The sequence below is a fragment of the Nonomuraea sp. NPDC004702 genome (genome assembly GCF_053601695.1).
This window is the reverse complement of sequence record NZ_JBSGCE010000065.1, coordinates 1-26711: the sequence shown is the minus strand read 5'-3', so window position 1 is coordinate 26711 and position 26711 is coordinate 1. Positions and strand designations below refer to the sequence as shown.

24 protein-coding genes are annotated in these 26711 nt (G+C 71.0%); 12 read left to right on the top strand and 12 right to left on the bottom strand.

The window, feature by feature from the left end; all coding sequences use genetic code 11:
• Positions 1-60: 60 nt before the first annotated feature.
• Positions 61-924: a hypothetical protein gene (locus ACWEJ6_RS44335; RefSeq protein ID WP_452431464.1), complete on the bottom strand. Its 864-nt coding sequence runs from the start codon at positions 922-924 to the stop codon at positions 61-63.
• 267 nt (positions 925-1191) lie between these two features.
• Positions 1192-1344 (bottom strand): hypothetical protein, encoded by a 153-nt coding sequence (locus ACWEJ6_RS44330; protein ID WP_352360905.1) that lies wholly within the window; start codon positions 1342-1344, stop codon positions 1192-1194.
• A gap of 437 nt (positions 1345-1781) precedes the next feature.
• On the opposite strand from ACWEJ6_RS44330, the gene ACWEJ6_RS44325 reads away from it, so the two are divergent.
• From ACWEJ6_RS44325 to ACWEJ6_RS44310, 4 genes are all read left to right on the top strand, one after another.
• Positions 1782-2165: a YbaB/EbfC family nucleoid-associated protein gene (locus tag ACWEJ6_RS44325; protein WP_452431463.1), complete on the top strand. Its 384-nt coding sequence runs from the start codon at positions 1782-1784 to the stop codon at positions 2163-2165.
• The gene (locus ACWEJ6_RS44320; protein WP_452431462.1) at positions 2162-2464 is read left to right on the top strand and encodes a hypothetical protein; all 303 of its coding nucleotides are present in this window, start codon (positions 2162-2164) and stop codon (positions 2462-2464) included. The genes ACWEJ6_RS44325 and ACWEJ6_RS44320 overlap by 4 nt, the downstream gene beginning before the upstream one ends.
• A 6-nt stretch (positions 2465-2470) precedes the next feature.
• Complete coding sequence (locus ACWEJ6_RS44315) at positions 2471-8197, top strand: WXG100-like domain-containing protein (protein ID WP_452431461.1); 5727 nt, start codon at positions 2471-2473, stop codon at positions 8195-8197.
• Between the two features lie 108 nt (positions 8198-8305).
• Positions 8306-8785: a hypothetical protein gene (locus ACWEJ6_RS44310; RefSeq protein WP_387681596.1), complete on the top strand. Its 480-nt coding sequence runs from the start codon at positions 8306-8308 to the stop codon at positions 8783-8785.
• An 8-nt stretch (positions 8786-8793) separates the two neighbouring features.
• Here the strand turns inward: ACWEJ6_RS44310 and ACWEJ6_RS44305 are convergent, their stop codons facing one another.
• Positions 8794-9705 carry a LysR family transcriptional regulator gene (locus tag ACWEJ6_RS44305; RefSeq protein ID WP_352360897.1) on the bottom strand — a complete coding sequence of 304 codons (912 nt, stop codon included), beginning with the start codon at positions 9703-9705 and terminating at the stop codon, positions 8794-8796.
• A gap of 246 nt (positions 9706-9951) precedes the next feature.
• Here ACWEJ6_RS44305 and ACWEJ6_RS44300 point away from each other — a divergent pair, with 246 nt between their 5' ends.
• Complete coding sequence (locus ACWEJ6_RS44300) at positions 9952-11712, top strand: adenine deaminase C-terminal domain-containing protein (RefSeq protein ID WP_452431460.1); 1761 nt, start codon at positions 9952-9954, stop codon at positions 11710-11712.
• A gap of 75 nt (positions 11713-11787) precedes the next feature.
• Positions 11788-12456 (top strand): YczE/YyaS/YitT family protein, encoded by a 669-nt coding sequence (locus ACWEJ6_RS44295; RefSeq protein WP_387681603.1) that lies wholly within the window; start codon positions 11788-11790, stop codon positions 12454-12456.
• Positions 12457-12468: 12 nt separating this feature from the next.
• Here ACWEJ6_RS44295 and ACWEJ6_RS44290 read toward each other — a convergent pair whose 3' ends face one another.
• Positions 12469-13044 (bottom strand): hypothetical protein, encoded by a 576-nt coding sequence (locus ACWEJ6_RS44290; protein WP_452431459.1) that lies wholly within the window; start codon positions 13042-13044, stop codon positions 12469-12471.
• 130 nt (positions 13045-13174) lie between these two features.
• Here ACWEJ6_RS44290 and ACWEJ6_RS44285 point away from each other — a divergent pair, with 130 nt between their 5' ends.
• On the top strand, positions 13175-13735 hold the full coding sequence (locus ACWEJ6_RS44285) for an RNA polymerase sigma factor (protein ID WP_387681609.1): 561 nt from the start codon (positions 13175-13177) through the stop codon (positions 13733-13735).
• A complete protein-coding gene (locus ACWEJ6_RS44280; protein WP_452431458.1) occupies positions 13732-14412 on the top strand; it encodes a hypothetical protein in 681 nt (226 codons plus the stop codon). Before ACWEJ6_RS44285 ends, ACWEJ6_RS44280 begins: the two co-directional genes overlap by 4 nt.
• 54 nt (positions 14413-14466) lie before the next feature.
• On the opposite strand, the gene ACWEJ6_RS44275 is transcribed toward ACWEJ6_RS44280, so the two are convergent.
• From ACWEJ6_RS44275 to ACWEJ6_RS44265, 3 genes are all read right to left on the bottom strand, one after another.
• Positions 14467-15669 carry a sensor histidine kinase gene (locus ACWEJ6_RS44275; RefSeq protein ID WP_452431457.1) on the bottom strand — a complete coding sequence of 401 codons (1203 nt, stop codon included), beginning with the start codon at positions 15667-15669 and terminating at the stop codon, positions 14467-14469.
• An 83-nt stretch (positions 15670-15752) separates the two neighbouring features.
• A complete protein-coding gene (gene glpK / locus ACWEJ6_RS44270; RefSeq protein ID WP_452431456.1) occupies positions 15753-17264 on the bottom strand; it encodes a glycerol kinase GlpK in 1512 nt (503 codons plus the stop codon).
• A 21-nt stretch (positions 17265-17285) separates the two neighbouring features.
• Positions 17286-18092 (bottom strand): MIP/aquaporin family protein, encoded by an 807-nt coding sequence (locus ACWEJ6_RS44265; protein ID WP_452431455.1) that lies wholly within the window; start codon positions 18090-18092, stop codon positions 17286-17288.
• Between the two features lie 104 nt (positions 18093-18196).
• Between ACWEJ6_RS44265 and glpD the strand changes: the two genes are divergently transcribed.
• Positions 18197-19885, top strand: coding sequence for a glycerol-3-phosphate dehydrogenase (glpD, locus tag ACWEJ6_RS44260; protein ID WP_452431454.1), 1689 nt, complete (start codon positions 18197-18199; stop codon positions 19883-19885).
• A gap of 43 nt (positions 19886-19928) precedes the next feature.
• On the opposite strand, the gene ACWEJ6_RS44255 is transcribed toward glpD, so the two are convergent.
• From ACWEJ6_RS44255 to ACWEJ6_RS44245, 3 genes are all read right to left on the bottom strand, one after another.
• The gene (locus ACWEJ6_RS44255; protein WP_452431453.1) at positions 19929-20915 is read right to left on the bottom strand and encodes a S66 family peptidase; all 987 of its coding nucleotides are present in this window, start codon (positions 20913-20915) and stop codon (positions 19929-19931) included.
• Complete coding sequence (locus tag ACWEJ6_RS44250) at positions 20916-22082, bottom strand: HesA/MoeB/ThiF family protein (RefSeq protein ID WP_452431452.1); 1167 nt, start codon at positions 22080-22082, stop codon at positions 20916-20918.
• Between the two features lie 147 nt (positions 22083-22229).
• Entirely contained in the window at positions 22230-23438 is a 1209-nt protein-coding gene (locus tag ACWEJ6_RS44245) for an MFS transporter (protein WP_452431451.1), read from the bottom strand.
• 176 nt (positions 23439-23614) lie between these two features.
• Between ACWEJ6_RS44245 and ACWEJ6_RS44240 the strand changes: the two genes are divergently transcribed.
• The 3 genes from ACWEJ6_RS44240 to ACWEJ6_RS44230 all read left to right on the top strand — a co-directional run bounded on the left by ACWEJ6_RS44240 (position 23615) and on the right by ACWEJ6_RS44230 (position 25575).
• The gene (locus ACWEJ6_RS44240) at positions 23615-24061 is read left to right on the top strand and encodes a hypothetical protein (RefSeq protein ID WP_452431450.1); all 447 of its coding nucleotides are present in this window, start codon (positions 23615-23617) and stop codon (positions 24059-24061) included.
• A 67-nt stretch (positions 24062-24128) separates the two neighbouring features.
• The gene (locus tag ACWEJ6_RS44235) at positions 24129-24641 is read left to right on the top strand and encodes a hypothetical protein (protein ID WP_452431449.1); all 513 of its coding nucleotides are present in this window, start codon (positions 24129-24131) and stop codon (positions 24639-24641) included.
• Positions 24642-24666: 25 nt separating this feature from the next.
• A complete protein-coding gene (locus ACWEJ6_RS44230) occupies positions 24667-25575 on the top strand; it encodes a cation diffusion facilitator family transporter (RefSeq protein ID WP_452431448.1) in 909 nt (302 codons plus the stop codon).
• Positions 25576-25622: 47 nt separating this feature from the next.
• Here ACWEJ6_RS44230 and ACWEJ6_RS44225 read toward each other — a convergent pair whose 3' ends face one another.
• Both ACWEJ6_RS44225 and ACWEJ6_RS44220 read right to left on the bottom strand, forming a co-directional pair.
• Positions 25623-26546, bottom strand: coding sequence for an ABC transporter ATP-binding protein (locus tag ACWEJ6_RS44225; protein WP_352360871.1), 924 nt, complete (start codon positions 26544-26546; stop codon positions 25623-25625).
• Complete coding sequence (locus tag ACWEJ6_RS44220) at positions 26546-26701, bottom strand: oligopeptide/dipeptide ABC transporter ATP-binding protein (RefSeq protein ID WP_452431478.1); 156 nt, start codon at positions 26699-26701, stop codon at positions 26546-26548. The genes ACWEJ6_RS44225 and ACWEJ6_RS44220 overlap by 1 nt, the downstream gene beginning before the upstream one ends.
• Positions 26702-26711 lie beyond the last annotated feature (10 nt).

The following is a 26711-nucleotide window of genomic DNA, read 5'->3' as shown; positions in this document are numbered from 1 at the left end:
TGGCCCGTACTTCTCGACCCTCTTCTGTGCGGCGCGGACGACCGAGTTTCTGCCCGTCCTTCAGTGGGCCGTGCCGGGTGCAGGGTCGATGGTGTCGAACGTGAGCTCGCCCGCGGTCGTGGGGCGGAAGCCTAGTTCGTGGAGTTCGGGAAGGTCGAGCGCGGTGACCACGTGGAGAGCGCCGTCCTCGGTCACCATGCGGACCGCGAGACGCGCCAGCGCGCCGCGTACCTCCGTCGGGACGCCGGGCTGGATGTAAACCAGGTCGAGACGTGCGATGGTGTGCCGCGTGTCCTCCCAGGAGGCCACCGCATGGCCGACGTCAGGGTGCCCGCTGTCGTTGTTCACGTACGCCTGCAGCCAGCAGGCGAGCCTGTCCTCGGCGATCAGCCGGTGGGGAACGCGCACGTCCATGCCCGCCTCGGCCAGCCAGGTCCCGGTCTCGGACGCGGGCAGGGGGACCAGTTCCTCTGAAGATCCCCAGGTGACGTACGTCCCGCGCCGGCGCAGCCGGCGTGGGAGGGACGGCGCGCCGACGAGGGGGACCGGGCTGAGGTGGAAGCCGGGGGGAGAGACGTCCGGGGCGTTGCGGGCGTCCAGTACGACGTAGCCGTCGCGGACCTTCCGGCGGCTGCGGCTCACCAAGCCGGTCGCGAGTTCCTCCGCGAGGCTGGACAGGGCCTCCGCGGCCCACTCGTCCGCCGAGGTCACCGGTAGGCCGGTCCACGGACTTATGGGTGCGGTCGGAAACCGGACCTCGACGGCGTAGACGTTCGGATCACGCCGCCAGTGGAAGGTCACCAACAGGTTGTCCGGCTCCGCGACGACCTCGGCGGCGGAGAATCCGTCTGTTATCGCGCCGGACCGGAGCAGGTAGGTCCTGACCGCTTCGACGATTTCCTCTCGCGACCATACAATCGCCATCTTTTCAGGCTGCCACACGTTCAAGGCCACGCGGGTACGGGCCGTCAGCCGAAGACGGCGGTCCGCGTGATGTGATCACGGCGCCGGCCCATGTGGAACAGGCCATTGGCATCCATTTCTCGTCTGCGGCAGAGGCGGGATTTGTCGCTGTCTCGAAATGGCGGGCCACAGTGATTCGGGCTGCTTCTGCGGGCGTTGGCTCGTCCGTAGAAGCAGCCCCGTGGCGGCGGAGCCTTCTTGATCAGACGCCGGTGGTCGATCTTCCTGTCACTTGGTTCCCCAGCCGGGCGAGTGGCACGCCGGGCCGTTCGGGCCGGTGTTGCACGACTGGCCTTCGGTGGCCTGGGCCGGCAGGGACATTGCCCCCATGAAGGCCGCGGCCAGCAATGCGGCGGTGAGTGCGGGACGAAGACGGGTCACATGGACTCCTGCGGTGAGGTCGCGGCGTACGCGAGGTGCGGGTCCTGCATCTGCGGCGGCCACCGGATGCCCCGATGATCTCCGGTGCCGTACTGCCGATTGTGGGACGGGGCGAGCGATCCGCACTCCTCCCGGAGAGTGATCCTCCGCGGCCACCGGGAGGACCCGTCTCCGGCCGGAGGGAGGAGGGCGGCCGCCGCACCGCAGGCCCAGGCCCGGCGCCGGGCCATTGTCCGGGCGTCGGGCCATTGTCCGGACGCCGGTAAAGAAGGCGGGCTTCAGGGACGAAGGCCCGGCTTTGTACGGCACGGCGGACGTTACTCAGACACCCCGTGACACTTTTGTTAACAGAAGGTAAACGATCCGGACACCCCTAATCGTGTAAAAAAGGGTGTCGTATGATGCCTTGCGGTATTAGGCGGGTGAAAGGTGCTTCTGTGGCGGACGCGTTCGAGGCGGAGGTCAGTGCGCTCGCGGGCGAGATCAACCAGCAGGTGGCCCGCGTACGCGAAGCGTTCGGCGAGCTCTCCGCCCTGGAGCGCACAGCACGGTCGGCGGACGGGATGGTGACCGTGACCGTCGGCCGCCACGGTCAGTTGCGCGGCATCGAGCTGAACCCCCGGGCCTTTCGCAACCTGTCCCCCAGCCAACTGGCCGACGCCATCATGCAGCAGGCCAACGCGGCCACCGCCGCGGTCTCCGAGCAGAGCAGGCAACTGCTGGACCCCCTCATGCCGGACGGCCTGCCCTTCGAGGACGTCTTCGGGGAGCGGGCCACGCTCGACGCGTTCTTCCCCGGCCCCGTGGAGCCGGCCCCGTGAGCGGCTACTACGTGCAGCGGGAGGCGCTGCACCGGGAGGCCAGGACGTACGAGCTGTTCGCGGGGAACGTCGAGCAGGTGCGCGCCGACCTCCGCGCGGCCTTCAACCGGGACCGGAACACGCTCGGCGACGACGAGTACGGCGCGGAGCTGGCCAAGAAGCTGCCCGAGATGGAACGCGGCATCTTCGACGCCCTGACGGCGTACATCGACGAGCTGGAGAACGTCGCCCTGGGGCTGAACGCGAACGCCCGCAACTACAAGACGGCGGAACCCCCTCCCGCCGTCACGTGGACCTGATCGTCCATGGGGTTCGACGGGTTCCTGGTGCCCGACTTCGCCAAGCCGTACGTCGGCTGGGTGGTCGGCATGGACTGGCCGGAGGGTGACGAGACCGGCTGCTTCCGGCTGGCCGACGCGTGCGTGATCGCCGCGCACCGGATCGTCGAGGGCACCCGCGCCGACCTGCCGGGCAGCGCGCGCAGGATCGGCAAGGACTGGGACGGGGAGGCCCATCTCGCCTTCGCCGCCCACGTCGACAAGGTGGCGGGCGGTCAGGTCGCCCTCGCGGTCAAGCGGCTGGTGGACGCCGCGGTGGCGCTCAACGGCGTGGGCGTGCAGATCCAGTACGCCAAGTACATGATCGAGGTCACCGTCTGGCTGCTGATCATGCAGCTGGGGTATCTGCTGGCCGCGGCCCTGGCCACCGGCGGGGCGAGTCTGGCGCTCGTTCCACCGCGGTTGCAGCTCGCCCGGCTGACGGTCGCGCAGATCGCCCGGCAGTGCCGGCGCAACATCCTGCTGTTCGCCGGGATCGTGGCCGGCATGGACCTGGGCATCCAGGGCACCCAGATGCTGCAGGGCCGCAGGGACGACATCGATGTCCGGCAGCTCGTGATCTCGGCGGTGAGCGGCGGCGTCATGGGCGGGCTCATGGGGGTGGCCTCGGGCGGGCTGAGCCGTCTGGCCACGCCCACGCTGCGGGCCGGGCTGACCAGGGCCGAGATGTCCACGGCCGAGAAGCTGCTGGCGGCGGCGCACTCGTCGTTGTACGGCCAGGCCGCGCAGTTCGCCGTGACCGGCGGCATCACGACGGCCGGCTCCATGCTGGCCCAGGGCAACTTCAGCTGGGACCTGCTGGCCAAGGGCATCACGTCCAGCGCGCTCGGCGCGGACGGCCAGCACCTGGCCTCGCCCCTGCCGCACGGCGCCGACGGCCCGTCCGCGCCCCACTCGTCCTCTTCGTCCGGACATCCGCTGTCCGGCCCGGACGGCGGGAACGGGCACGGGCCCAAGAGCGGCGCCGACACGCTCCTGGCGGCGGTGAACCACAACCAGCGGACCATCGAGTCCCCCGCCTGGCACAGCCCCGACCTGCCGTCGGAGGTGCTCCAGGGCCTGACGTCCCAGCTGGCGTCCGCCGACCCGGGGCTGCCGAAGCCGGAGATCCATCCGCCTCGCGTCGTCGAGATGGGAGCCCTGGGCGAGACGGCCGTGCACGACGTCAGGGTGCCGGTGGACCCGAGGGCGGCGGCGCACGCCATGACCGCCGGGATCACGGGGATCGTCCCGCGGGAACGAGCCGTGATCCGCCTCTGGCTGGCGGAGGCGCTCGCCAGCAGCGACCGCGAGGTCTGGACCAACCACCTCCAAAGGGGCGTGGCGCTCGGCGTCGGCGACAAGGTGATCTACCTCAAGCTCCGGCCGAACGAGTTCACGCACGTGGAACAGCCGAGTCTGCCCCCGGAGAAGCCGGTCGCCTTCGGCGGGGACGGCGTGGAGGGCAAGTCCTCGCGGGGCTCCTCGCTGGATCGGACCGCGGGGCTGATGAAGGGGCTCTACCACTCGCCGGACGAGGCCGAGGCGAACGCCCTGCCCCGTTCGGGCGTCACCAGCACGGCCCGGACGACCCACACGAACGGCGTGGAGGTCATCAGCGGGCACAAGGCCATCTCCCCCGCCCATGACTACTTCGCCGCGGACATCGTCCTCGACGTCTACCGCGACGGCGAGCGGGTCACGCAGACCGCGGCGGTGCCGGACCTCTCGCTGACCATCCCCTTCCCCAAGCAGTTCACCCGGGAAGGGCCGCTGCTGAGCACCGACCACCCGTCGCCGCTCCCCCGCCACGAGGTGCCGGAGGGGGCGGGGCACAAGTTCCGTGACCACGGGATCGCCATCACCGGGCTGGACGTCACGCCTCTCGTGCTGGAGGTGCAGCGCCGGGGGCTGGCGGCGGGGCTGCCCGCGGGCGAGGTGGTCAAGATCACTGACCATCTCACCTCCACGCTGCTCAGCGAGCAGGGGATGAAGAACCGCAGCCAGTCGATGTTGTCGAGCGGGGTCTCCTCCGAGGCGATCCGGTACAAGACGTCGCTGCTGCGGTCGGAGGAGGACTCCGTCCGGATCAGCGGCGAGATCACGCGGGTCGAGCCGATCGACGGAGGCGGGCGCGCGCCGGTCGAGACGATGTTCCGGGACGACCTGGGGCGGCGCGAGAGCGAGGGCACCTCGCACCGGCAGGGCGCGAGCGTCGGCGTCCACGCGGGCGGCAAGATCGGGTTGCCGCTGGGCGAGCACGCGGAGGTCGTCGCGCGGGCCGTCGGCGGGGTCGGCTACGGGACGGACCACGTCACCTCCACCAACCGGGCGCACGGCAACCACACCGTCCTGACCAGGCTCGGTGACGTCACCATGTACGACGCCCGGATGCGGCTGCAGGTCGAGACCGAGACGCTCGGCGCCTTCGAGGTGGAGGTGAACGCCGAGCTGATCGTCCCGACGCGCGACGCGTCCCGGATGGAGCAGGACGTCTTCGGGCACGATCTGCGTCCGCTGGGCGAGTTCAACGACATCCAGCGCAAGCTCGCCGACCTCCACCGGGAGATCGACGACGTGGGGACGGAGTTCGCGCTGACCGAACCGGTCGGCGAGTACCCGGCCAGGGGCGAGCACCCCAACCGCGGCTACGACCCGCACGTCCTGGAGCCGGAGACGCTCGCCGCCGGTCGGGGCACGGGGCTCGGCAGCGGCGTCCGGGTCCACGGGGAGACGCTGCTCAGCGCGGAGCTCCGCCAGGCCGTCGACCAGGCGCTGCCCGACCTCCCACCGGAGATCAGACGGCAGGTCGTGCGGGACCTGGAGAGCCGCTTCGGCGCCGTGGCGCTGGAAGCCGACCTGACGCACGCCCTCCACGGCATCAGGTACGACAGGACGATCGGCGGCTACACCATCGAGATCCTGGCCGAGGGCACGCTGGGCCGGCGGCACGAGGTCGGCGCGTCCGACCTGACGGTCAACGAACGCCGGATCACCTCGCGCACCGACACCAGCCAGCGGGAGAGCTCCCGCACGGGCCGTGCGGAGGTGCGCGGGGTCGCGCGCCTCGACGTGACGGAACGGCTCAAGATCGACCCGGTCAACCTGTCGCTCAGCGGGAGCGGCACGAAGTCGGACAGCACCGGCTTCTCCTCGGGCCACACGAGGTACGACCGCACGGAGACCAGCGGCGGCTTCACGATCACGCGGGATCTGTCCTTCGACGTCAGGATGAGGATCTCGCGGGACGGCACGGAGACGCTGAACACCACGTGGGAGGTGCGCGGCAGCATGGCGGAGATCCTGGTGCCGGACGTCCACCTGCCGCAGCGGCCGGTGCTCGCGCAGGACGTCGCGCATCTGGGACGGGTCGAGTCGACCACCGAGCGGCCCGCCGACCTGTGGCGGCCCAGTGCCGACGAGTTGTCGGCCATCGTCCGGATGGGGGCCATGCCCGACCTTCCCTCGACGCTGGCCGAGGCCTACAACCGGTGGGCGGGACTGCCGGCGGCCGCGGAGCGGCTGGACGTGCCGCCGGTGTTCGAGACCGTCACCGACGTGATCAACCTGGAGACCATGATCACGTCTCATCCTGACGGCCTGCACTACACCGTGTCGGACCGGGCGGGAACGCGGCACGACCTGCACGTCAAGGCCCACGTGGCCGAGGTGCGGCACGTCAAGTCGGAGAGCGGGGTGGAGCACGAGAGCTACTCCAGCAGCAACTCCAGGGCGCTGGACGGCGAACGCGGCAGGCGTGCGGTCGGCGGCCACGCCAGGACCGGCCTGCGCGTCACCCTGAGCGACGGCGAGGCCGCGGGGGCCGCGCACGGAGCCGGGGAAGCCGGCGGGACCGAGCGCAAGGTCGTGGCGCGAGCGGGGGTGCACGGCGCCGCCAAGCGCAGTGCCGTGGAGAGCTCCTACCTGGGCAGCAGCGACGTCTCGCGGGTCACCTACTCCGACGGCAGCACCTCCCACTGGTACCGCGCGGACCTGGTCCTGGAGGTCACCCCCAGCAGGACCAGCGGAGGAACGGTCGAGCAGGGCCCGACCACGTACGTCCGGGTGGAGGACATCGTGGACCTCGTGCTGCCCGACGAGGTGGCCCGCCGGCACGGGCTCGACGGCCCGCAGGCCGTGGAGCCCGTCAGGCCGGCCGGGGACACGACGCGGGCCTACGCGGCGCCCGAGGCGGCGTTGAACACCGCCTACGTCCAGCACCTCGACGCGGAGGGCGTGCTGCCGCAGATCGTGGAGCTGCTGCGCCGCGACGGCCTCCTCCTCCCCGGCCAGGAGCTCACGAACCACCCGGTGGCCGAGCACCTGCGCGGCAACTACGGCCAGGACGCGCTCGGCACCAAACTGGGCGAGCTGCGCGGGAACGGCGTCTCCTCCTGGTTGTTCGTCACGGACGAGAACGGCCGGGTCACCGAACGCGTGGGCATCCGGGTCACGGCCGAGGTCGGCGACGGCGTACACGTCGGTGAGCGTCCTGACACCGGCCTCATGCTGCGCAACGAGCGCCTGAGCGGCGACCTGAGCGTGCGCGAGGCGGGGACGGACCGTGGCGCCGAGGCGATCGCGCGTTACATGGAGTCCTCGGACGGCGAGCTCAGGGGAGGCGAGGCGGGGTTCGCGAACTCCCGCGACTCCCACACCGTGGACGGGGAGGGGACGATCGCGAAGGCGATCAACCGCTACCAGACGCGCGAGGCCCCGCAGGAGTTCAGGCATCCGGTCCGGTACGAGATCACGCTCGAACACGTCCCGGTCCGCCCGCTCCTGGAGCCCGTGCAGAACGTGGCCCGCAACGTGCTGCTCAAGGTGGGCGAGATGACCGGGCACGACGGCGCCGGAAGGCTGTTCGACCGGCACGCCGGGGTCACCGAGACGTCCCGAGCGGTCGTGGACGGCGAGGTCGGCGTCCTGGTGCCGGGCCACCTCACCACGGAGGTGCCGCAGGGCACGCCGGTCGCGGGGCGTACGCCGGTCGCCGCGGCGGATCCGCGCTGGGCGGACGCGACGGGGCCGAACCGCATGTCCGCCACCCTGGGCGAGGGCGTGCCGAGGGGGGACGTCAGCCAGGTCGCGTTCCCGGCCGCGTCGCTGGTCGAGGAATGGGCGCCGCTGAGCGCGGTGCCGCCGAGGCTGCGGGGCGAGGTCCCGTCCCTGGCCGACCGGCCCGACGGGTTCGAGCTCTCCCGCCCGGCCGGCATGTCACTCGCCGAGGCCACCAAGGAACGGACCATGCGCGCCCACCTGGACCAGTTGCTCGCGCACGAGTACGAGATCCCCGGGATCGGCAGGGTGGGCATCGACGTCACCGGAGCCCGCGAGATCACCACCGCGCTGGTCAAGCAGCGTGTCTACGCCCAGACCATGAGCACGGTCGGGCACGGCCAGGAGCAGGGCCGGGGCGTGGCGGCCCGCGCGGGCGGCTCCGCCGGGGCGCAGGACGGGGGCCTCGGCTTCGGCGGCGTCGGCGGCAGCGTGAAGACGGCGGACGAGGCCGCGTCGCGGAACGCCAACATCGTCGAACGCAACTTCCTGGAGGAGCAGCACGACAACACCTACCTTGAGCTGGATGTCTCCCTGGTGTTCTACGGCAAGGACAAGCCCCTGACGGTGGACGTCGCCGGCGGCCTTCATCTCCGGCTCACCGCCGACGGACTCGCCGCCTTCGAGGCCGCACACCCCGGCGTGATCGTCCGCTGATTCCCTTCCTCCACGCGGCGACAAACGTGGAACCGCCGGAGAATGCAATTCGTTGAATTGACCGGCTAATGGGTGGAAAAAGGGTGGTCGCGGGCCGAGGGGAGAGTCATGCGATTGTCGGACTGGTTGCAGATAGCGTCCTTCTCAGGGGTGGTGGTCGCCCTGGTGCTCACGACTCTCCAGCTCCGACTGGTGTCCCGCCAGTCACAGGCTCTCACGCGCTCGATGCAATACGGCGACTACCGCAGTCTCGTCGGCCGGCTGAACGAATTCAGGACCGCGCACCTTCGCCAGGACCCGAAGCTGCTGGCCTGGGTGCTCAGTACGCGAGGCTTCTCCGGCACGAAGTCGCCCGACCTGAACAACCGGCGCATGTACATGATCGGGAAGGTCGACCTCTTCGAGGGCTGCTATTTGAGCCGCAAGAACGGGCTCATGCCGGACGACGTATGGCTCACCTGGCAGCGCATCATGCGGGCGGACGTGAAGATAAAGGAGTTCCAGGAGGTCTGGCCCATCGCGCGGGTGTATTACGACCTCGAATTCGGCCGCTTCATGGACGAGATCATGCGCGCCGAATGCCCCTGACGAGTTCGTCAGAGTGGTGGGTGGGCCACGGATTCCAGGGTTTGGATGATTTCTTCGGCGAACAGCAGGGCGGCGGGGCCTGGGCCGTGTTTCTCGCGGCGGACGAGCGACAGGATGTTGTTGCTGAAGGCGCGGTCGCGCACCGGGCGGAAGGCGAGGGTTCCGTTGTGGTGGTCCTCGGCCATGTCGAACCTGCTGAGAAAGGCGATGGCCTCCCCCGCGGCGGCCAGGCGTTTCATCGTCTCGATCGAATTGGTGTGGAAGGCGGGCTCGACCTTCAGGCCGGCCTCGGCGAAGGTGTCGGCGATGATGCCGTGGATCACCATCGAGCGGTCGGCGAAGATGAGCGGGTAGGCCGCGCACTGGGCCAAGGGGATGGATTCCAGGCGGGCCAGCGGGTGGGCGGGGGCGATGACCGCGCCGAGCCGGGTGTCCATCTGCCAGCACAGTTGGAGCTGCGGCGAGGACGGGACGTTGAATCCGAGGCCCAGGTCGGCCTCGCTGTCGGCCACCGCGCGGAGGATCTCGTGGGTGGACAGTGCGCGGATGGAGATGCGCACCTCGGGGTGGCGGGCGTGGAAGTTCACGGTGGCGGTGGAGACGATGCTGCTGGCCAGGCCGGTCATCGTGGCGATCACCACCTCGCCGCTCGGCAGTGACTGCAGGTCGCGGATCTCCGTCACGGCCTCGCGGTACTCCTGGAGCGTCCTGCGCACGTGGGCGAGGAGGACCTCGCCCGCCGGGGTGGGCCGCATGCCGCGCGGCAGGCGTTCGAACAGGGGCTCGCCGAGCTCTTCCTCAAGGAGCAGGATCTGCCGGTTGATGGCCGACGGGGCGACGTGGAGCCTCGCGCCGGCGGCCCGGATGGAGCCGTACCGCGCCACCTCGTCGATGTAGTGCAGCACGCGTGAGTGGAGCATGGGGGCCTCCCTGGGCTGGACCGTGCGCAAAACCGGACCGTGCGCAAAAAGAGTACAGTCCGTGCGAAAACGGCTGCTTGTCAGCAACGGTGCCGTGCCATTTCATAGCCACAGCGCGTACGAGCGACACGGCCACGGCGGCCCTGTGCTGAAACTCCGCGACCGGCTGCCGGCATCCCGGAGCCGCGTCCTCGGGTCTCGTTCCGCGAGCGGAATCCAACAGCCCAGCAATGAAGCGAGGAAATCATGCTCCAGCAGGAGAAGACGAGCCAGGCCGGTGGGGCGGACCGGGTCTCGGTCCACTACGACCACGTGCGGGCGGTCTTCGACATCCTGAGCGGGGAGAGGGAGGCGGACCTGCTGCTGCGCAACCTCAGCGTGCTGGATGTGCACAGCGAGAGCGTCTTCCAGGGTTCGATCCTCGTCTACAACGAGCGGATCATCGCGTTGAACCCGGACGAGTCGATCGTGCGGGTCCGCGAGGTGTTCGACGGCCAGGGCCTGTACGCGATCCCGGGGCTGATCGACGCGCACCTGCACTTCGACGCCCAGCTGGCCCACCCGGCGGCGTTCGGGGAGGCGATCGTCCCGAGCGGCACGACCACCATCTTCGCCGAGACCCTGGACTTCGCCAGCGCGGCCGGCGACGAGGCGGTCGAGGCCGCCGCGGCGTTGTTCAAGGACTACGAGAAGCTGCCCTACCGGATCTACGCCTTCGCGCCGGGCAAGAAGACGTCGGTCGAGGTCACCGACGCCATGCTGAAGATGGACCCGGTGATCGGGCTGGGCGAGCTCGCCCACCTGTCCTACATGACGGGCAACGAGGACGACTTCCGCAAGTCCGCCCTGGGCCGCGCCAACGGCGGCTTCGTGAACAGCCACTGGGGCGTGACGGCGCTGCCCGACATGTTGCTGAACTACATGCCCGCGATCGGCGCGCACAACAACCACGATGTCTGGAACGAGGACGACATCGAGAAGAGCATCCGGTACGGCTTCCAGACCCAGATCAAGTTCGGCGTCGGCAGCCCCGAGGTGATCAGGACCATGCTGCGCGCCATCGTCAAGCGCCGCTGGCCGGCCGAGAACTTCCAGATGTGCGCCGACAACATCTCGGTCGACCGGGTGCTGACCAAGGGGCACATCGACTGGGTGATCTCCCTGGCCGTCGAGATGGGCCTGCCCCCGATCCAGGCGATCAAGATGGGCACGCTGTACTCCGCGCGCTCCTTCGGCATGGACCACGACTTCGGCTCCCTCGCCCCGGGCCGCTTCGCCGACATCGTGCTGACCGACAGCCTGTCGAAGATCAACCCGCTGTACGTGTTCAAGGGCGGCGAGCTGGTCGCCAAGGACCGCAAGCTCCTCAAGCCGGTCGATCTGGACTATTCGGTCATGGTGCAGGAGCCCCGGCCCGGCCTCGCCGGCCTGGCTCCCGAACAGCTCGACCTCACGCCCATCGAGATCTCCGCCGACGGGAGCCGGGCGAAGGTCCTGCTCTTCGACGTCTACGGACGCGGCCACCTGAAGTTCTCCCAGGAGGTCTGGGTGCCGTTCGCGGACGGCGCCGTCGTGCCCGAGGTGGACGGTGTCAGGCTGAACCGCATCTCCGTCGTCCAGCGGTACGCGGACGGCGCCCGGCACGTGGTCAACGGGCTGTTCAAGGGGGTCTCGATCGACCGGGGCGCCGTGTCGACGTTCTGGCCCGCGCCCTTCGCCTACTTCGTGGTGGTCGGCAGCGACAGCGCCGAGATGTGCGACAACCTCCGGCAGCTCGACGCCTTCGTCGGCGGCTGCCTCGTGACCGAGGACGGGCAGGTGCGGGCCGCGCTGCCGCTCGACATCTACGGCGTGATGGCGGACATGAGCCTGGCCGAGCTGGTGGACGCGACCCGGTCGATCGACGCCGCCCTGGAGAAGCTGGGCAACCACAACGAGGGCGAGCCGGTCGTCAACAAGCTCCTGACCCTGTTCATCTCACTCGACCGCTTCGGGTTCATGGTCTGAGCCGTGCTCTGAGAAGCGGACACCGCGTCGTCCGGCAGGCTCCGGCCGGAACAGCCAACAGTCAAGGAGGCAACTGTGCTACAGCATGAAAAAGAGGCCGGAGTCGTCGACACCGGAAGTCTGGTGCGGCGTTGGATCACCTACGGCGCCGGCATCTACCTGCTGACCCTGGGGGTCAGCCTGGCCATCAGGGCGGGGATCGGCATCTCGCCGCAGAGCAGCCTCACCCGGACGATGACCCTGGTCTTCCCCTCGATCAGCCAGGGGACCTTCAACTTCGCCCTTGAGCTGCTGATGTTGCTGCTGACCTATCTCGTCCTGCCGAAGGACTTCAAGCTCAGGAACTTCCTGGCGTTGATCCCGGCCCTGGTGCTGGCCACGTTCCTCGATCTGAACCTGATGCTGACGAGCTGGATCGCGCTGGACGCCTACGCCGCCAAGTTCGTCCTCCTGGTGGTCGCGGACGCGACGCTGGCGTTCGGCCTGTTCCTGATGATCCGGGCCAACCTGGTGCTCATGCCGGTCGACATGTTCGTCAACACGGTCTTCAAGCGGACCGGCTTCAAGTGGGGCAACCTCAAGACCGGCTTCGACTGCACGCTGCTGGTGGTCTCCGCGGCGATCGGGCTGATCTTCCTGGGCGGCCCGCAGTTCATCCGCGAGGGGACCATCATCAACGGCATCCTCGTCGGGCAGTACATCAAGCTCTATTTCTTCCTGTTCAAGAAGTTCTCGCGGTCCTGAGCCCGGCGTCGGTCACCGGAGAGCTTCCAGGATCGGGCGCCGGCGGGCGGCCGGGACGCCGGCGGCCTCCATCGCGCGGCGCAGCAGGCCGGGGTCGAAGCCGTGGGCGCGCAGGTGGCCGACGAGCGGGCCGTACCGGTCGGCGCGGTCGCGCAGGAGCTCGGTGGCCAGCCGGATCTCCAGCCGGACCGCCGGCACCTGGTGCGGACCGCACGCGACCAGGACGTGATGCCGCCACGGCCCTTCGCCGACGCATTCCAGGGCGTCCGAACCGGCCTGCCGCTCGACGGTGCTGAGCTCGACCTCCACCCCGTTCACCGCGAATCTGGCGAAGTACTGGTCGCTTTCCGGGATCCAGGCGGGGGCGTGGAGGCAGGGGAACGGCGCCAGGGCCGCGGCGAACGCGTGCAGCTCCGGCCGGCCGGGCATCAGGAGGTCGATGTCCCCGGCCGGCAGCGGGACGCCTTGGAGAAGCGCCGCGCCCGTGCCGCACAGGCGGTAGCGGACGGCGGCGCCCGCGGCGTCCAGGGTCATGGCCAACGCCGTGGTGACGTCCGCCCGGCTCAGTGATCTGTTTCCGTGGCCCATGCCGGGCAACGTAGCAAGACCGCGCCCCGCGTCGTCAGAGACGGCGCGGGGCGTCTGTTCTGTCGGCTCTCATAACGTTTTCTCGGCTACTGACCAAGAAGGGGTGTAATCGACGAAGGGAGCACGGCCGGTGCGTCGCAAACAGCCGGATATCGCCACAGATCCGGACGCTTTCGAAGCCTTCTACCGGCGCCACGTCGATGCGGTCACCTCGTTCCTCGCCCGCCGGGTCGATGATCCCCACACGGCCGCCGACCTGGTGGCGGAGGTGTTCATGGCGGTGCTCGACTCCGCCCACACCTACCGGCCCGGACGCGGCAGCGAGATCGCCTGGTTGTACGGCGTCGCACGCAACACGCTCTCCGCCGAGCGGCGGCGGGCGTACAAGGAGTCGCGGCTGGTCGATCGCGTCGGCGGCCGACGGCATCTCGACTCCGACGACGTGGCCGAGCTCGTGGCGCGGATAGACGCCGAGAACCTGGCCAGGCGGGCCTTCCAGGCCATGGCCGGACTGCCCGACGGTGACCGCGCGATGCTCGAACTGGTCGTCATCGACCAGCTCTCGATCAGCGAGGCCGCCACCGCCCTGGGCATCCGGCAGGGAGCCGCCCGGGCCAGGTTGCACCGCGCCCGCCACGCGCTCATGGACGTGCCGGAACTGGCTCCCTTCGTCATGGAAGGAATCCGATGAACTTCAAGGAGCACGTACTGATGGAACTGAAGGCCGAGATCGAGGCCCGCAACGGGGCCCGGCGCCGGCGCACCAGGCGGCGCCTGCTCACCGGCGCGGCGGTGGCCGCCGTCGCGGCCGCCGCGGCGGTCGTGACGCCGTTCCTCAACGGTTCGGACGCCCCCGCCTACGCGCTCACCAAGAACACCGACGGCACGATCACGCTGCGGATCAACGAGTTCCGCGACCCCGGCCAGGTGGAGAAGGACCTGGCGGCGCTCGGCGTGCCCTCCGACGTCTCCTACCTCAAGCCCGGCACCCGCTGCGCCCCCGACCGCGCCCCCGCCGACGCCGGCCCGTCCTTCACCAAGGAAGAGCTCCAGAGCAAGGACCCCGCGGTCCGGAAGAGGATCAGGGAGGCGATCGAGAACAGCCCCAACGCGAAGACGTTCCGGATGGGCGGCGGCCAGGTACGGATCGACCCCAAGCGCATCAAGACGGGGCAGACCGCGGTTCTGGAGTTCACCGAGAACGGCGACCAGACCTCCGGCCCCGAGAAGCCCAGGGTGCTGTGGCAGTTCAGCGGCTTCCTGGTCGACGGGCCGGCCAAGCCCTGCAAGGTGATCGACGACCCGTCCTGGGACCAGCTGCCCGACCCGAAGGAGCACCCGGAGGCGTACCCGCCGTCCGGCATGTGATCGACCCGCCCCGCAGGCGGCCCGCGCCCGGATCGGGGGCCGGGCCGGGGCGCCTCAGCGGCCGGGAAGGCTGATCGTCACGGTCAGGCCGCCGCCCTCGCGCGGGGTCGCGGTCACCTCGCCGCCGTGGGCCTGGACGACCGCGCGGACGATCGACAGTCCGAGCCCCGAGCCGTTCGCCGAGTCCACCCGGTCGGCGTTGAGCCGACGGAACGGCTCGAACAGGCTGCCCACCTCGTACGCCGGCACGGGTTGCCCGGTGTTGGCCACCCTGACGACGACCTCGCCGCTCAGCGTCTCCTCCGTGCTGATCCAGACCTGCCCGTCCTGCGGGAGGTTGTACTTGATGGCGTTGTCCACCAGGTTCCCCACGGCGTGTTCCAGGAGGACGGGGTCGCCCGCCATGGTCGTGCCGCCGAGGCGGGAGACGACGGTCACGCCGCGCTGGTCAGCGACGGGCGTCAGCTGCTCCACCGCCGTCAGCGCCACGTCGTCGATGTCCACCGGCTTGCGGCGCGCGAGCTCCCGTTCGCTCCTGGCCAGGAGCAGCAGCCCTTCGATGAGCTTCTCGTTGCGCGCGTTGACCTCCAGCAGGGTGCGGGCGAGGGCCTTGAGGTCGGGTGAGGCCGCCGGGTCGGAGAGCGCGATCTCCAGGACCGTGCGGTTGATGGTCAGGGGCGTGCGGAGCTGGTGGGAGGCGTTGGCGACGAAGCGGCGCTGGGAGTTGAAGGCGCTGTTGAGCCGGGTCAGCATCGAGTCGAAGGTGTCGGCCAGTTCCTTCAGCTCGTCGTCCGGGCCCTGGAGGTCGATGCGCTGGTGGGCCAGCGTGCTCTCGGACAGCTTGCGGGCCGTCGCGGTCATCTTGGCGACCGGCCGCAACGCCCGGTCGGCGACCAGGTAGCCGAAGACGAGCGCGAACAGGCCGACGCCCAGCAGGATCAGCACGGACCGCTGGATCATGCGGCTCAGGATCTGCTCGTCCAGCTTGACGGCCTGGATCTCGATCTGGTGCCGCCAGACCGTCACCAGCTCGTCGGGGATGCCCGGCGGCACGTCCAGCGAGAACTCCACGCCGTCGAGCACCGCGCGCAGCAGCAGGTAGGCGACGGTGAGCAGGAGCGTGCCGCCGACGAACAGCATGGATCCGTACGTGAGCGTCAGCCGGGCGCGGATGCCCAGCTTTCCGAACAGCGCCGCGGCCCTGCCGGGCGGAGCGTGGCCACCAGGGGTCCGGCCGGCATGGGACGGTAATCGCACGCTGTCTCCTTCCGCTGGAGACCTCATTCTGGGCGCCGCCCCGGTAAGCGCACGGTAAGGGCGTCGCGCGCCTTCGGCGGCGGTCAGGTCTCCCAGTCGAGGGTGCGGCTCACCGCGCGTTTCCAGCCCTCGTACCCCTTCTCGCGCTGCTCGTCGGTCCACTCCGGGTTCCAGCGCCGGTCCTCGGCCCAGTTGGCGCGCAGCTCGTCGGTGTCCTTCCAGTAGCCGACGGCCAGCCCGGCGGCGTACGCGGCGCCCAGTGCGGTCGTCTCGGCCACCACGGGACGGCTGACCGGCACGCCCAGGATGTCGGACTGGAGTTGCATGCACAGGTTGTTGGCGGTGACGCCGCCGTCGACCTTGAGCACGTCCAGCACCACGCCGGAGTCCTGCTGCATGGCCTCCACGACGTCCCGGCTCTGGTAGCAGATGGCCTCCAGCGTGGCGCGCGCCAGGTGGGCGTCCCTGTTGTAGCGGGACAGGCCGACGATCGCGCCGCGCGCGTCGGGCCGCCAGTACGGCGCGAACAACCCCGAGAACGCCGGGACGAAGTAGATCCCGCCGTTGTCGGTCACCTGCCGGGCCAGGTCCTCGCTCTGCGCGGAGGACCGGATGATGTGCAACTGGTCGCGCAGCCACTGCACGGCCGACCCGGTCACGGCGATCGAGCCCTCCAGCGCGAACACGGCCGGCTGGCCGGCGAACTTGTAGGCGACGGTGGTGAGCAGGCCGCGCTCGGAGCGCACGAGGTCGGTGCCGGTGTTGAGGAGCATGAAGTTGCCGGTGCCGTAGGTGTTCTTGGCCTCGCCCGGCGAGAAGCACACCTGGCCGACGGTGGCCGCCTGCTGGTCGCCGAGGATGCCGGTGATCGGCACCTCGCCGCCGAACGCGCCGTACCTGCTGGTCGTGCCGTAGGAGGCGGGCTCGGAGGACGGGCGGATCTCCGGCAGCATCTCGCGCGGGATGTCGAAGAAGGAGAGCAGCTCGTCGTCCCACTCCAGCGTCTCCAGGTCCATCAGCATGGTGCGGCTGGCGTTGGTCACGTCGGTGACGTGCACGCCGCCGCGGGCGCCGCCGGTGAGGTTCCACAGGGTCCAGGTGTCGGTGTTGCCGAAGACCGCCTCGCCCCGCCCGGCCGCCTGGCGCACGCCCTCGACGTTCTCCAGGATCCACTGGATCTTGCCGCCGGAGAAGTAGGCGTCCGGCCGCAGGCCCGTCTTCCTGCGGATGACCTCGCCGCGGCCGTCCCGTTCGAGCTGCGCGGCGATCCTGGCGCTGCGGGTGTCCTGCCACACGATGGCGTTGCAGTACGGGCGGCCGGTGCGCGGGTTCCACACGACCGTGGTCTCGCGCTGGTTGGTGATGCCCACGGCGGCCAGGTCGGTGTCGTGCAGCCCGGTGCGCTGGAGCGCGGTCTCGATCACCGCGGAGGTCCTGGTCGAGATCTCGATCGGGTTGTGCTCCACCCAGCCCGCCCTGGGCAGGATCTGGTCGTGTTCGAGCTGGAACTTGCACACCTCCAGGCCGCTGTGATTGAAGATCATGAACCTGGTGCTGGTGGTGCCCTGGTCGACGGCCCCCACGAAATCGGGCATGGTCGTTCTCCTCCGTTCGGGTCAGACGCGGCCCGCGTCCTCGATGTCGGGCTCGGGCTCGGGGAGGAACCGGGCGATCATGAGCTGGTAGAGCCCGGCGCCGGCCAGGCCGCCGAGCAGGGGGCCGACGATGGGCACCCAGAAGTACAGGTCGCCGTACTGGTCGCGCCAGGCGCCGGAGTAGCCGGTGAGGTAGCTGGCCAGGCGCGGCCCGAAGTCGCGCGCCGGGTTGATCGCGTAGCCGGCGTCGGCGCCCCACGCCATGCCGATGCCGACGATGAGCAGGCCGATGACCACCGGGCCGAGGTTGGCGCCGGGCGCGAGGTTGTGCGAGTCGGACAGGGCGTACAGGACGAACATCAGGATGGCGGTGCCGATGATCTGGTCGCGGAACCCGCCCCAGGCGCTGACCGGGAGCGTGCCGTTGCCGGGCAGGGTGGAGAAGACGGTCTGGGTCTTCAGCGTGTGCCCGGGGTCCACCTTGTTCAGCACCTCGGTGTAGTTCCAGCGCACCAGCAGCGCCCCGACGAACGCCCCCACGGTCTGCGCCAGCGAGTACGGCAGCACCTTGGCCCACGGGAACCCGCGGAAGGTCGCGAACGCCAGCGTGACGGCCGGGTTGAGATGGGCGCCGGTGATGCGGCCCGCGACGTAGACGCCGAGCGCGACGCCGATCCCCCATGCCCAGGCGATGCTGTCGTGATCGCCGAGGCCGGCCGCGACCACTTGGGCGACGACGCCCACCCCGAACAGGATGAGCACCATCGTGCCGGCGAACTCGGCGATGAGCTCACCGGCCAGTTCCAGGCGTTTGACACGTTCGACCACCGCTGTCCCCGCTTTCGTGGTGTCGGCGTTGTGTGCCATTCCCTGATCGGGGAAACGTATACGGATCGTGAGCGTTTGAGCACAAAGTGTTGTTCGGGGGATCCATGAACATGACCGGGGCGATGGACGCCAGGAACCGTCAGGCAGCCATCGACCGGCTGGCGGAGCAGTCCTTCGACGTGCTGGTGATCGGTGGCGGCGTGACCGGCGCGGGCGCCGCGCTGGACGCCGCCTCCCGCGGGCTGCGGGTCGCGCTGGTGGAGAGCCGCGACCTGGCCGCCGGCACGTCGAGCAGGTCGAGCAAGCTCATCCACGGCGGGCTGCGCTACCTGGAGCAGTTCGACTTCAAGCTGGTCCGCGAGGCGCTGAAGGAGCGGGACCTGCTGGTCTCGCGGCTGGCCCCGCACCTGGTCAAGCCGGTCACGTTCCTGTATCCGCTGCAGCACGGGCTCATCGAGCGGCCGTACGTGGGGGCCGGACTGACCCTGTACGACACGCTGGAGGGCATGCGCCGGCCGATGCCCCGGCACCGGTACCTGTCGGTCAAGGAGTCGCGGCGGATGGCGCCCGGCCTGCGCGCGGACGCGGTGTCGGGCAGCATGATCTACTTCGACGCCCAGGTGGACGACGCGCGTTTCACCCTCACCCTGGCCAGGACGGCCGCCGCGCACGGCGCCGTGGTCGCCACCCGGACGCGGGTCGTCGAGATGCTGCGCGACCAGGGCAGCGAGCGCGTCGTCGGCGCCCGTGTGCACGACGAGGAGACCGGCCGCGACCTCGACGTCAGGGCGGACGCCGTGGTGGTGTGCGCGGGCGTGTGGACCGACCCGATCAACGGGCTGCCCGGCTCGGCGCCGGCCGGTTTCAAGGTCAGGATGTCGAAGGGCGTGCACGTCATGGTGCCGGGCGAGGCCATCGACTCGGCCACCGGCATGATCATCCCGACCGAGAAGAGCGTGCTGTTCATCATCCCGTGGACGCGGCGGCGGTGGATCGTCGGCACCACCGACACCGAGTACGACGGCGACCGCGAGGAGCCGGCCGCCACCGGCGAGGACATCGACTACATCCTCGACCGTGCCAACGCCGTGCTGGCCCGGCCGCTGACCCGTGACGACGTGGTGGGCGTCTACGTCGGCCTGCGCCCGCTGGTGGCGGCCGACGAGAGCTCGGCGACCACGAAGCTGTCCCGCGAGCACGTCGTGGACGTGCCGGCGCCGGGCCTGGCCACGATCGCCGGGGGCAAGTTCACCACGTACCGGGTCATGGCCAAGGACGTGGTCGACGCGGCGCTGGAGGGCTTCGACGTGCCGGAGTCGGTGACCGACCGGCTGCCGCTGATCGGCGCGGACGGGCTGCCGGCGGTGCGCGCGTCCGTGCGGCGGCTGGCCGAGGACCACGACGTGGACGCCGACGTGGTGGAGCATCTCGTCCAGCGCTACGGCACGCTCGCGATGGAGGTGCTCGCCCTGGTCGACGACGACCGCTCGCTCGGCGAGCCACTGGTGGAGGGGTGCCCGTGGATCAGGGCCGAGGTCGTGTACGCCGTCACGCACGAGGGCGCGCTGCACGCCGAGGACGTCCTGTCGCGCCGGACCCGGATGCTCATCGAGGCGATCCCGGCCGCGCTCGACGCGGCCCCGGTGGTGGCGCGGCTGATGGCGGGGCTGCTCGGCTGGGACGAGGCCCGGGTGGAGGCCGAGGCGGCGCGCTGCCGCACCCTGGTCGAGGCCGAGCGCAGGGCCCTGGCCGAGGCCACGGCCCCGCGCCGCGAGCCCGCCGCCGCGTCCTAGCGGCGGGTCACGGGCCGATCGAGGGGCACCGGTCGATCGAAGGTCAGTGGCGGACGAGGGTCAGCGACGGTTCCGGGCCGACCGTCAGGCGGGCCCGGCCGCCGACCGGGAAGGTGGCCAGCGGGTTGGTGTGGCCGACGTCGACGTTGGCCAGGACGGGGACGTCCCGCAACCCCGGCTGCGTCTCGACGATCTGCTCAAGCAGGTCCCGGGTCATCCGGCTGGCCTGTTGGAACCGCCCGATCACCAGGCCGCGGACGGTCTCGGCGCCCGGGAGCTGGAGCAGCGAGGTGAGGTTGCGGGCGAAGATCGCCGGGTGGGACTCCAGGTCGTCCTCCACGATCAGCAGCGCGTCGTCGAGTGACGGCATGTACGGCGTGCCCTGCAGCAGGTTCAGGGTGCAGAGGTTGCCGCCGACGACGCGCCCCTCGGCGGCGCCGGGCCGCAGCGGCCACCAGCCCTCGTTGGGCATCGGCTCGCGCCCGTCCTGGTCGAGGAACCACAGGTCGTCGGTCCAGTACTTCGACGCCCCCAGCTCGACCGGCGCGTCGCCGAACAGGACGGCGGCGAACCACTCCAGGGTCTGCTCGAAGTGGTCGCGCATCCCGAACGTCGACCAGTGGGGCCCCGAGTACGTGACCAGCCCGGCGCGGGCGAGGATGGCGTTCTGCAGGGCGGTGATGTCGGAGTAGCCGCACAGGATCTTGGGGTTGGCCCGGATCAGCTCCCAGTCGAGGTGCGGCAGGAGCTCGTTGCAGTTGTAGCCGCCGATGACCGTCAGGATCGCCGCCACCGACGGGTCGGCGAAGGCGTCGTGCAGGTCGGCGACGCGGGAGGCGACGCTGCTGGAGTGGAAGGCGTCCCGCTCGTCTACGTGGCGGCCGTAGGTGAGCGTCAGGCCGAGCTCGGCGAAGCGGGCGTCGATGTGCGCGGTGTGGTCGTGCTCCATGACCATCGCGCGCGAGCAGGCCGGCGCGACGACGCGGACGACGTCGCCCGCTTTGAGTTTGGGGGGATGGATGACGTCCATCTAGCGAAGCATAGGCGAGCCGCTCTCCGCCTCCGCCCACACGGCGAACGAGGCCGCGTCGGCGCCGTCGCCGCAGACCGGGCAGCCGTCCGGGTCGCGCGGCCACTGGGACATGACCTCCAGCTCGCCGGTCTCGAAGTGCACGTCGAGCTGGCGGCCCAGGGCGATCGGCTCGGCGTGGCCGGTGACCAGCCGGATCGCCTCGCCGGTGATCAGCGAGGCGATCAGTGCGATGTGCGGGGCGAAGGCGAGGGTGACCCGGCCGTGCTCGGCCCGCAGCGCCCCGGCGAGCTGGGCGAGGTAGCTGGGGTCGGCGCGCGAGTAGTACAGGTGCAGGCAGTCCATGCAGCCCGTCTCGTGCGGACGCACCGAGAACAGCCGGCCCCGGGTGACGAACGAGCCGCCGCACACGTACGGCACCCCCTCCTGCACGCAGCCCGCGTTCACCCGGCGCTGGGCGACGAACGGCGGCTCGTCGATCGCGCAGATCGCGACGTCGGCGCCCCGGACGAGCCGGGCGACGTCGGCGGCCGACTCGATCCTGCGCTGCACGGCGGCGAACTCGACGCCAGGGTTCACCTCCCTGGCCGTCCGCGCGGCCACCGCGGTCTTGTACGCGCCGAGGTCGCTCTCCCGGTAGAGGAACTGCCGGTTCAGGTTGCTCAGCTCGACCCGGTCGTAGTCGACGGCCGTGATCCGGCCGAACCCGGCCGCCAGCAGCATGGGCAGGATGTACGAGCCGCCGCCGCCCAGGCCGAGCAGCACGCAGTGGGCGCCGCGCAGCCGGTCCTGCGGCTGCTCGCGGGCGGCGGACAGGCCTGCGTAGTGGCTGAAGTAGTTGACGTTGCCCTGGTAGCGGCGCGCGTCGCCGCCGTCGTACGGGCTGGGGCGGGCATCCTCCAGGAAGCCGCGGCCGTCCAGGTCGCGTACGGCGCCGAGCACGTCCTCGACGCCGATTCCCGGGTGCGCCCGGCCCACGGCCGCGGCGACCTCGCCGAGCGTCCGGGTGCCGTCGAGCGCCTCGACGAGGGTCCAGAGTTGTCCGTACGGGTCGGTGAAGTCGACGGTGACGCCTGCCTGGGCGCCGATCCGGAACCGGGTGCCGTCCAGCCGGTACACCGGGTAGATGGGTTTGACGCGGATGAGTCTGTCGAGCGAAACGGGCATTTTCCTTCGTCCTTGCCGTCGGGTCGGAACTGGCCGGACGGGCATCCGGGGGCGGCCGTACCCCCCCGGATGCCCTCTTGCTGTCTGCCGCTTTCCGCGGCCTGTCGCCGGGATCAGAAAATGATCCAGCTCACCTCGACCGGCGCCTCAGTGCCCAGGTCGTTCATCTCGTACGTCATGCGATTCACCCCCTCTCGCGAATGTCCGGACCGGCCCGGAGACGAGACCGGCCACGCCTGCCGCGGCCACGAGGGCGGCGCCGAAGAGGAACACCGTCCTCGGTCCGGCCGCGGAAGCCAGGAGTCCCGCGAGCAGCGCGCCCACGGGGAAGAGCCCGAACGAGGCCACCAGCAGCGCCCCGGACACGCGCCCGCGCACCGCCGCGGGCAGCGTGGTGTGCACGACGGTGATCAGCAGCACGTTGCCCGCCGCGTTCGCCGCGCCCGCGCCGAGGAAGAGCGCCGCGGGCCAGACCCGGCCCTCGGCCAGGCCGACCGTGCCGAGCAGCGCGGCCTGCGGGAGCATCAGCAGCACCGCCGCCCGTACCGGGTTGCGCGGGGCGGGCAGCAGGCCCGCCGCGACGCTGCCCGCCAGCGCGCCGAGCCCGAAGGCCCCCAGCACGATCCCGTACGCGGTGGAGAACGTGGCCGGCGCGCTCTCGTGCAGCAGCGCGGGCAACCCGACCTCCAGGATCCCGGCGAACCCGAGATTGCCGACGGCGGCCAGCGTCAGGATGGCCCTGAACAGCGGGAACCCGCGCACGACGGCCCACATGCCGGGCCCGCCGCGCCCCCGCTCCGGACGCACCCGGCCGGGGCGCGGCCGGACGAACCACAGGGTCGCCACCGACACCGCGAACGAGGCCGCGTCCACGGCGAGCGCCGGCCCAGGGCCCAGACGGCCGACGAACACGCCCGCGACCACCGGCCCGGTCAGCGCGACGGCCTGCGCGGTCGCGTAATTGCGGCTGTTGGCGCTCTGGACCCGCGACTCCTCGACGATGTCGGGAATGACGGAGAAGTTCGCCGGCAGGAAGGCGCCCCCGGCCAGGCCGAGCACCGCCGTGCCCGCCGCCATCGCCCAGAGCCGGTCCGCGCCGTCCCACGCCAGGGCGCACAGCAGCCCGGCGGCCGGGGCCCGCACGAGGTCGGCCGCCAGCATGACCGGCCTGGGCGCCCAGCGGTCCGCGAGCGGGCCGCCGAGCACGAGCCCGATCAACCGGAAGACGCCGTAGACGGTCAGCACCGTGCCGAGGGTCGCGGTGCCGTGCCGCAGCAGCACGATCCCCGGAAGGGCGACGACGAAGAACTGGTCGCCGAACCCGGAGAACCCCTGACCGGCGATGAGCAACGCCAACGACGACACCGGAGAACGGCGCCGCCCGCTGACGTGGCCGGTGTGGCCGGCGGGTATCAAGGACTCCGACGAATGACTCACGTAATACAGGGCGTTCCATCCCGTTCCGGACCCGTTCCATTCGCGACCGGCCCGCGCGTGCGTCGGCCGGCCCGCCAGACAAAGGGGATCTCGGCATGACGATCCGGAAGACGGCGTCTCTCGTCGGCTCCTGCTGCCTGCTGTGGCCGGCGACGGCCTGCACGGCCACGCCTCCGGCCGGTCCGGCGGCTGTACGGCGGGAGGCCACCCCGTCCAGCACGTCCTCACCCGGTCATGAGGCCCTGCGCCTGCCCGGCGTGGAAGCCGGGACCACCACCGTGCTCAAGGCGGGGCCGCGGAAGGGCAGCATGGTCGTGGGCGACGTGCCGCCCGGCAAGGACGAGCTGTGGGTGCTGTTCCGGTGCCGGGGCGACGGCAAGGCGGAGATCATCCTGGAGCCGGACGTCAACATGAGCTTCACCTGCCTCGACGACCTGATCAGCCCCGTCATGAACCGCCTCGACCTGGGCCGCGGGAAGACCCTGACGGTACGGGTCCAGGCTCCGGACTCGGTCGAGTGGGCCCTGCGCGTCACTCGTTGAGCACGTGCGGCGGCGCGCCGGGCGAGGCTCCGGGGCCGGGTCCGTCCCGGCGCCTAGGGTGTTTGCCATGGTCAAGTGGCTTGTACTTCTGCTGGCTTGCTCGCTGACCGGATGCGCCGGTCCCGTCGGGACGGCCGGGCGCACGTCGCCGTCCGCGCCCGCGCCGCCCGGATCCGCCGCGTCCGAATCCGCGCCGGACGGGTCCGCGCCGGACGGGTCGTCTTCCGGTGCCGCCGCGGGCGAGGGCGGGCGGGAGGTCGGCGGGTGCGCGGACGCCCGGTGCGAGGTCACCCTCCGGGCGGGCGACGTCCTGAAGTTCGGGCAGCGTCACGGGGTCTCCCGGTTCGCCGTCGCGAGCGTCCAGGGCGACAAGGTCACGTGGGAGGCGGACTTCACCGGTGGCGGGGACATGAGCTCCCAGGGCGAGCAGGGCGGCGCGTCCACCTGCAAGTTCGACGAGGGCGGGGGCTGCTCGGGCTACATCCGGGGCGTCACCACGCTCACCCTGAACGACGTCGTCCTGCGCTTCCTCTCCTTCGACCGCGGCCGCGCCGTCGTACGGGTGACACCGAAGCGATGACCGCCGGCCGGGAGGTCGTGCCGTCATGAGCGCGCAGCCCAGCAGCCGGACCAGCGTGATCGTCACGATGGTGGTCGTGGGGGCGCAGGCCGTCGTCCTCGGGGTCCTGGCGGCGGTCACCGGCTCGGCCATCCTGTACGCCGAGGCCATGTTCAGCGTGGCCGACTTCGGGGTGGAGGTGTTCCTGCTCATCGGGCTGTCGCGGGTGGCGCGCCCGCCCGACGAGCGGCACCCGCTCGGCTACGGGCAGGAGATCTTCTTCTGGTCGCTGTTCGCCGCCGTGGGACTGTTCGTGGGCGGGGGCGTCGCCTCGATCGTGGAGGGTCTGGGCGAGCCGTCGGCCTCGGGCGGTTCGTACGCGCTGGGCTACCTGGTGATCGTGCTGATCACGGTCAGCGACGGGTGGGCCCTGGTCGTCTCGGTACGGGCGCTCGGCGCGCGGGCCACGGTCACCGGCCGGTCGTTGTGGGCGGAGCTGCTGGCCGGCAGCGACCCGGCGGCCAAGACCGTGACCCTCGCCAACGCGGCGGCCGTGGTCAGCGGCCCGATCGCGGTGGCCGGCCTCGCGCTGCACCAGGCGACCGGGAACGAGGTCTTCGACTCGCTGGGCAGCGTGCTGATCGGGGTCCTGCTGGTCGCCGTCTCGGGCCTGCTGCTGCGGCTCAACCAGAACCTCATCGCCGCGCCCAGCGTGGACGCCGCCGACCTGGCCCGCATCCGCCGCGCGATCGTCGAGGTGCCGGACGTCACGGGGGTGCGCGGGGTGATCGCGGTCATTGTCGGGCCCCACCAGGTCATGGTGGCCGCCCGGGTGACCCTCGCCTCGGCCACCGACCTTCCCCGGGCCGAGCGGGCCATGGCCGCGGTCGAGGACCGGCTGCGGCGGCGTCCGGAGATCCGCGAGGTCTACGTCACGCCGGTCGCCCCCGAATGAGCCCGGGCCGGCCGCCGCCGCCTTCCGGGATCTCTACGCGAGCCCGTTCACTCCTCCGGGAAGTGGCAGCTCACCTGCCGTCCCCTGACCGTCGTGAGCGCGGGCGGCTCGGTCCGGCACAACGGCTGCGCCTTCGGGCAGCGGGGATGGAAGGTGCAGCCGGGCGGCGGCGCGAGCGGGCTGGGCGGGTCGCCGTGCAGGACGATGCGCTCCCGCGTGGCCTCCACCTCCGGATCGGGCACCGGCACGGCCGACAGGAGCGTGCGCGTGTAGGGGTGGGCGGGATCGGAGTAGACGGTGTCCGACGAGCCGGTCTCCACGATCCGGCCCAGGTACATGACGGCGACCGTCTCGCACATGTGCCGCACCACCGACAGGTCGTGGGCGATGAACAGGTAGCCGAGCCCGAGGTCGGCCCGCAGGTCGGCGAGCAGGTTGACGATCTGGGCCTGGATGGACACGTCCAGCGCCGAGACCGGCTCGTCGCAGACCACCAGACGGGGCCTGGAGGCGAGCGCGCGGGCGATGCCGATCCGCTGCGCCTGGCCGCCGGAGAACTCGTGGGGGTAGCGGTCGGCGTGCTCGGCGTCCAGGCCGACGAGCCGGAGCAGCTCGACCACGCCGTCCCGGTCGACCGTCCGGCGCGGCCCGGCGACGATCTGCCGGACGGTGTGGCGCGGGTTGAGCGACGCGTACGGGTCCTGGAAGATCATCTGGAGCCGGCCGCGCATCGGCAGCAGGGCCCGGGGGCCCAGATGGGTGATGTCGTGGCCGTCGAAGGTGACGGTCCCGCCGGTGGGCTCCAGCAGCCGCACGATCATGCGCCCGGTGGTGGACTTGCCGCAGCCCGACTCCCCGACCAGCCCGAGCGCCTGGCCTTCCGGCACGTCGAAGCTCACGCCGTCCACCGCCCGGACCCGTTGCCCGCGGCGTCCGGAGAAGGTCATCCGCAGGTCGCGCACGGAGAGCATCAGTGGTCGGCTCCTTCCAGGTGGCACGCGACCCGGTGGGGGTCGCCGGTGAGCGGCGGGCGCGTGGTCGCGCAGACGTCCAGGGCGGCCGGGCAGCGCGGGTGGAACCGGCAGCCCGGCGGCGGCGCGAGCAGCGAGGGCGGCGCCCCCGCGATCGCCCGCAGC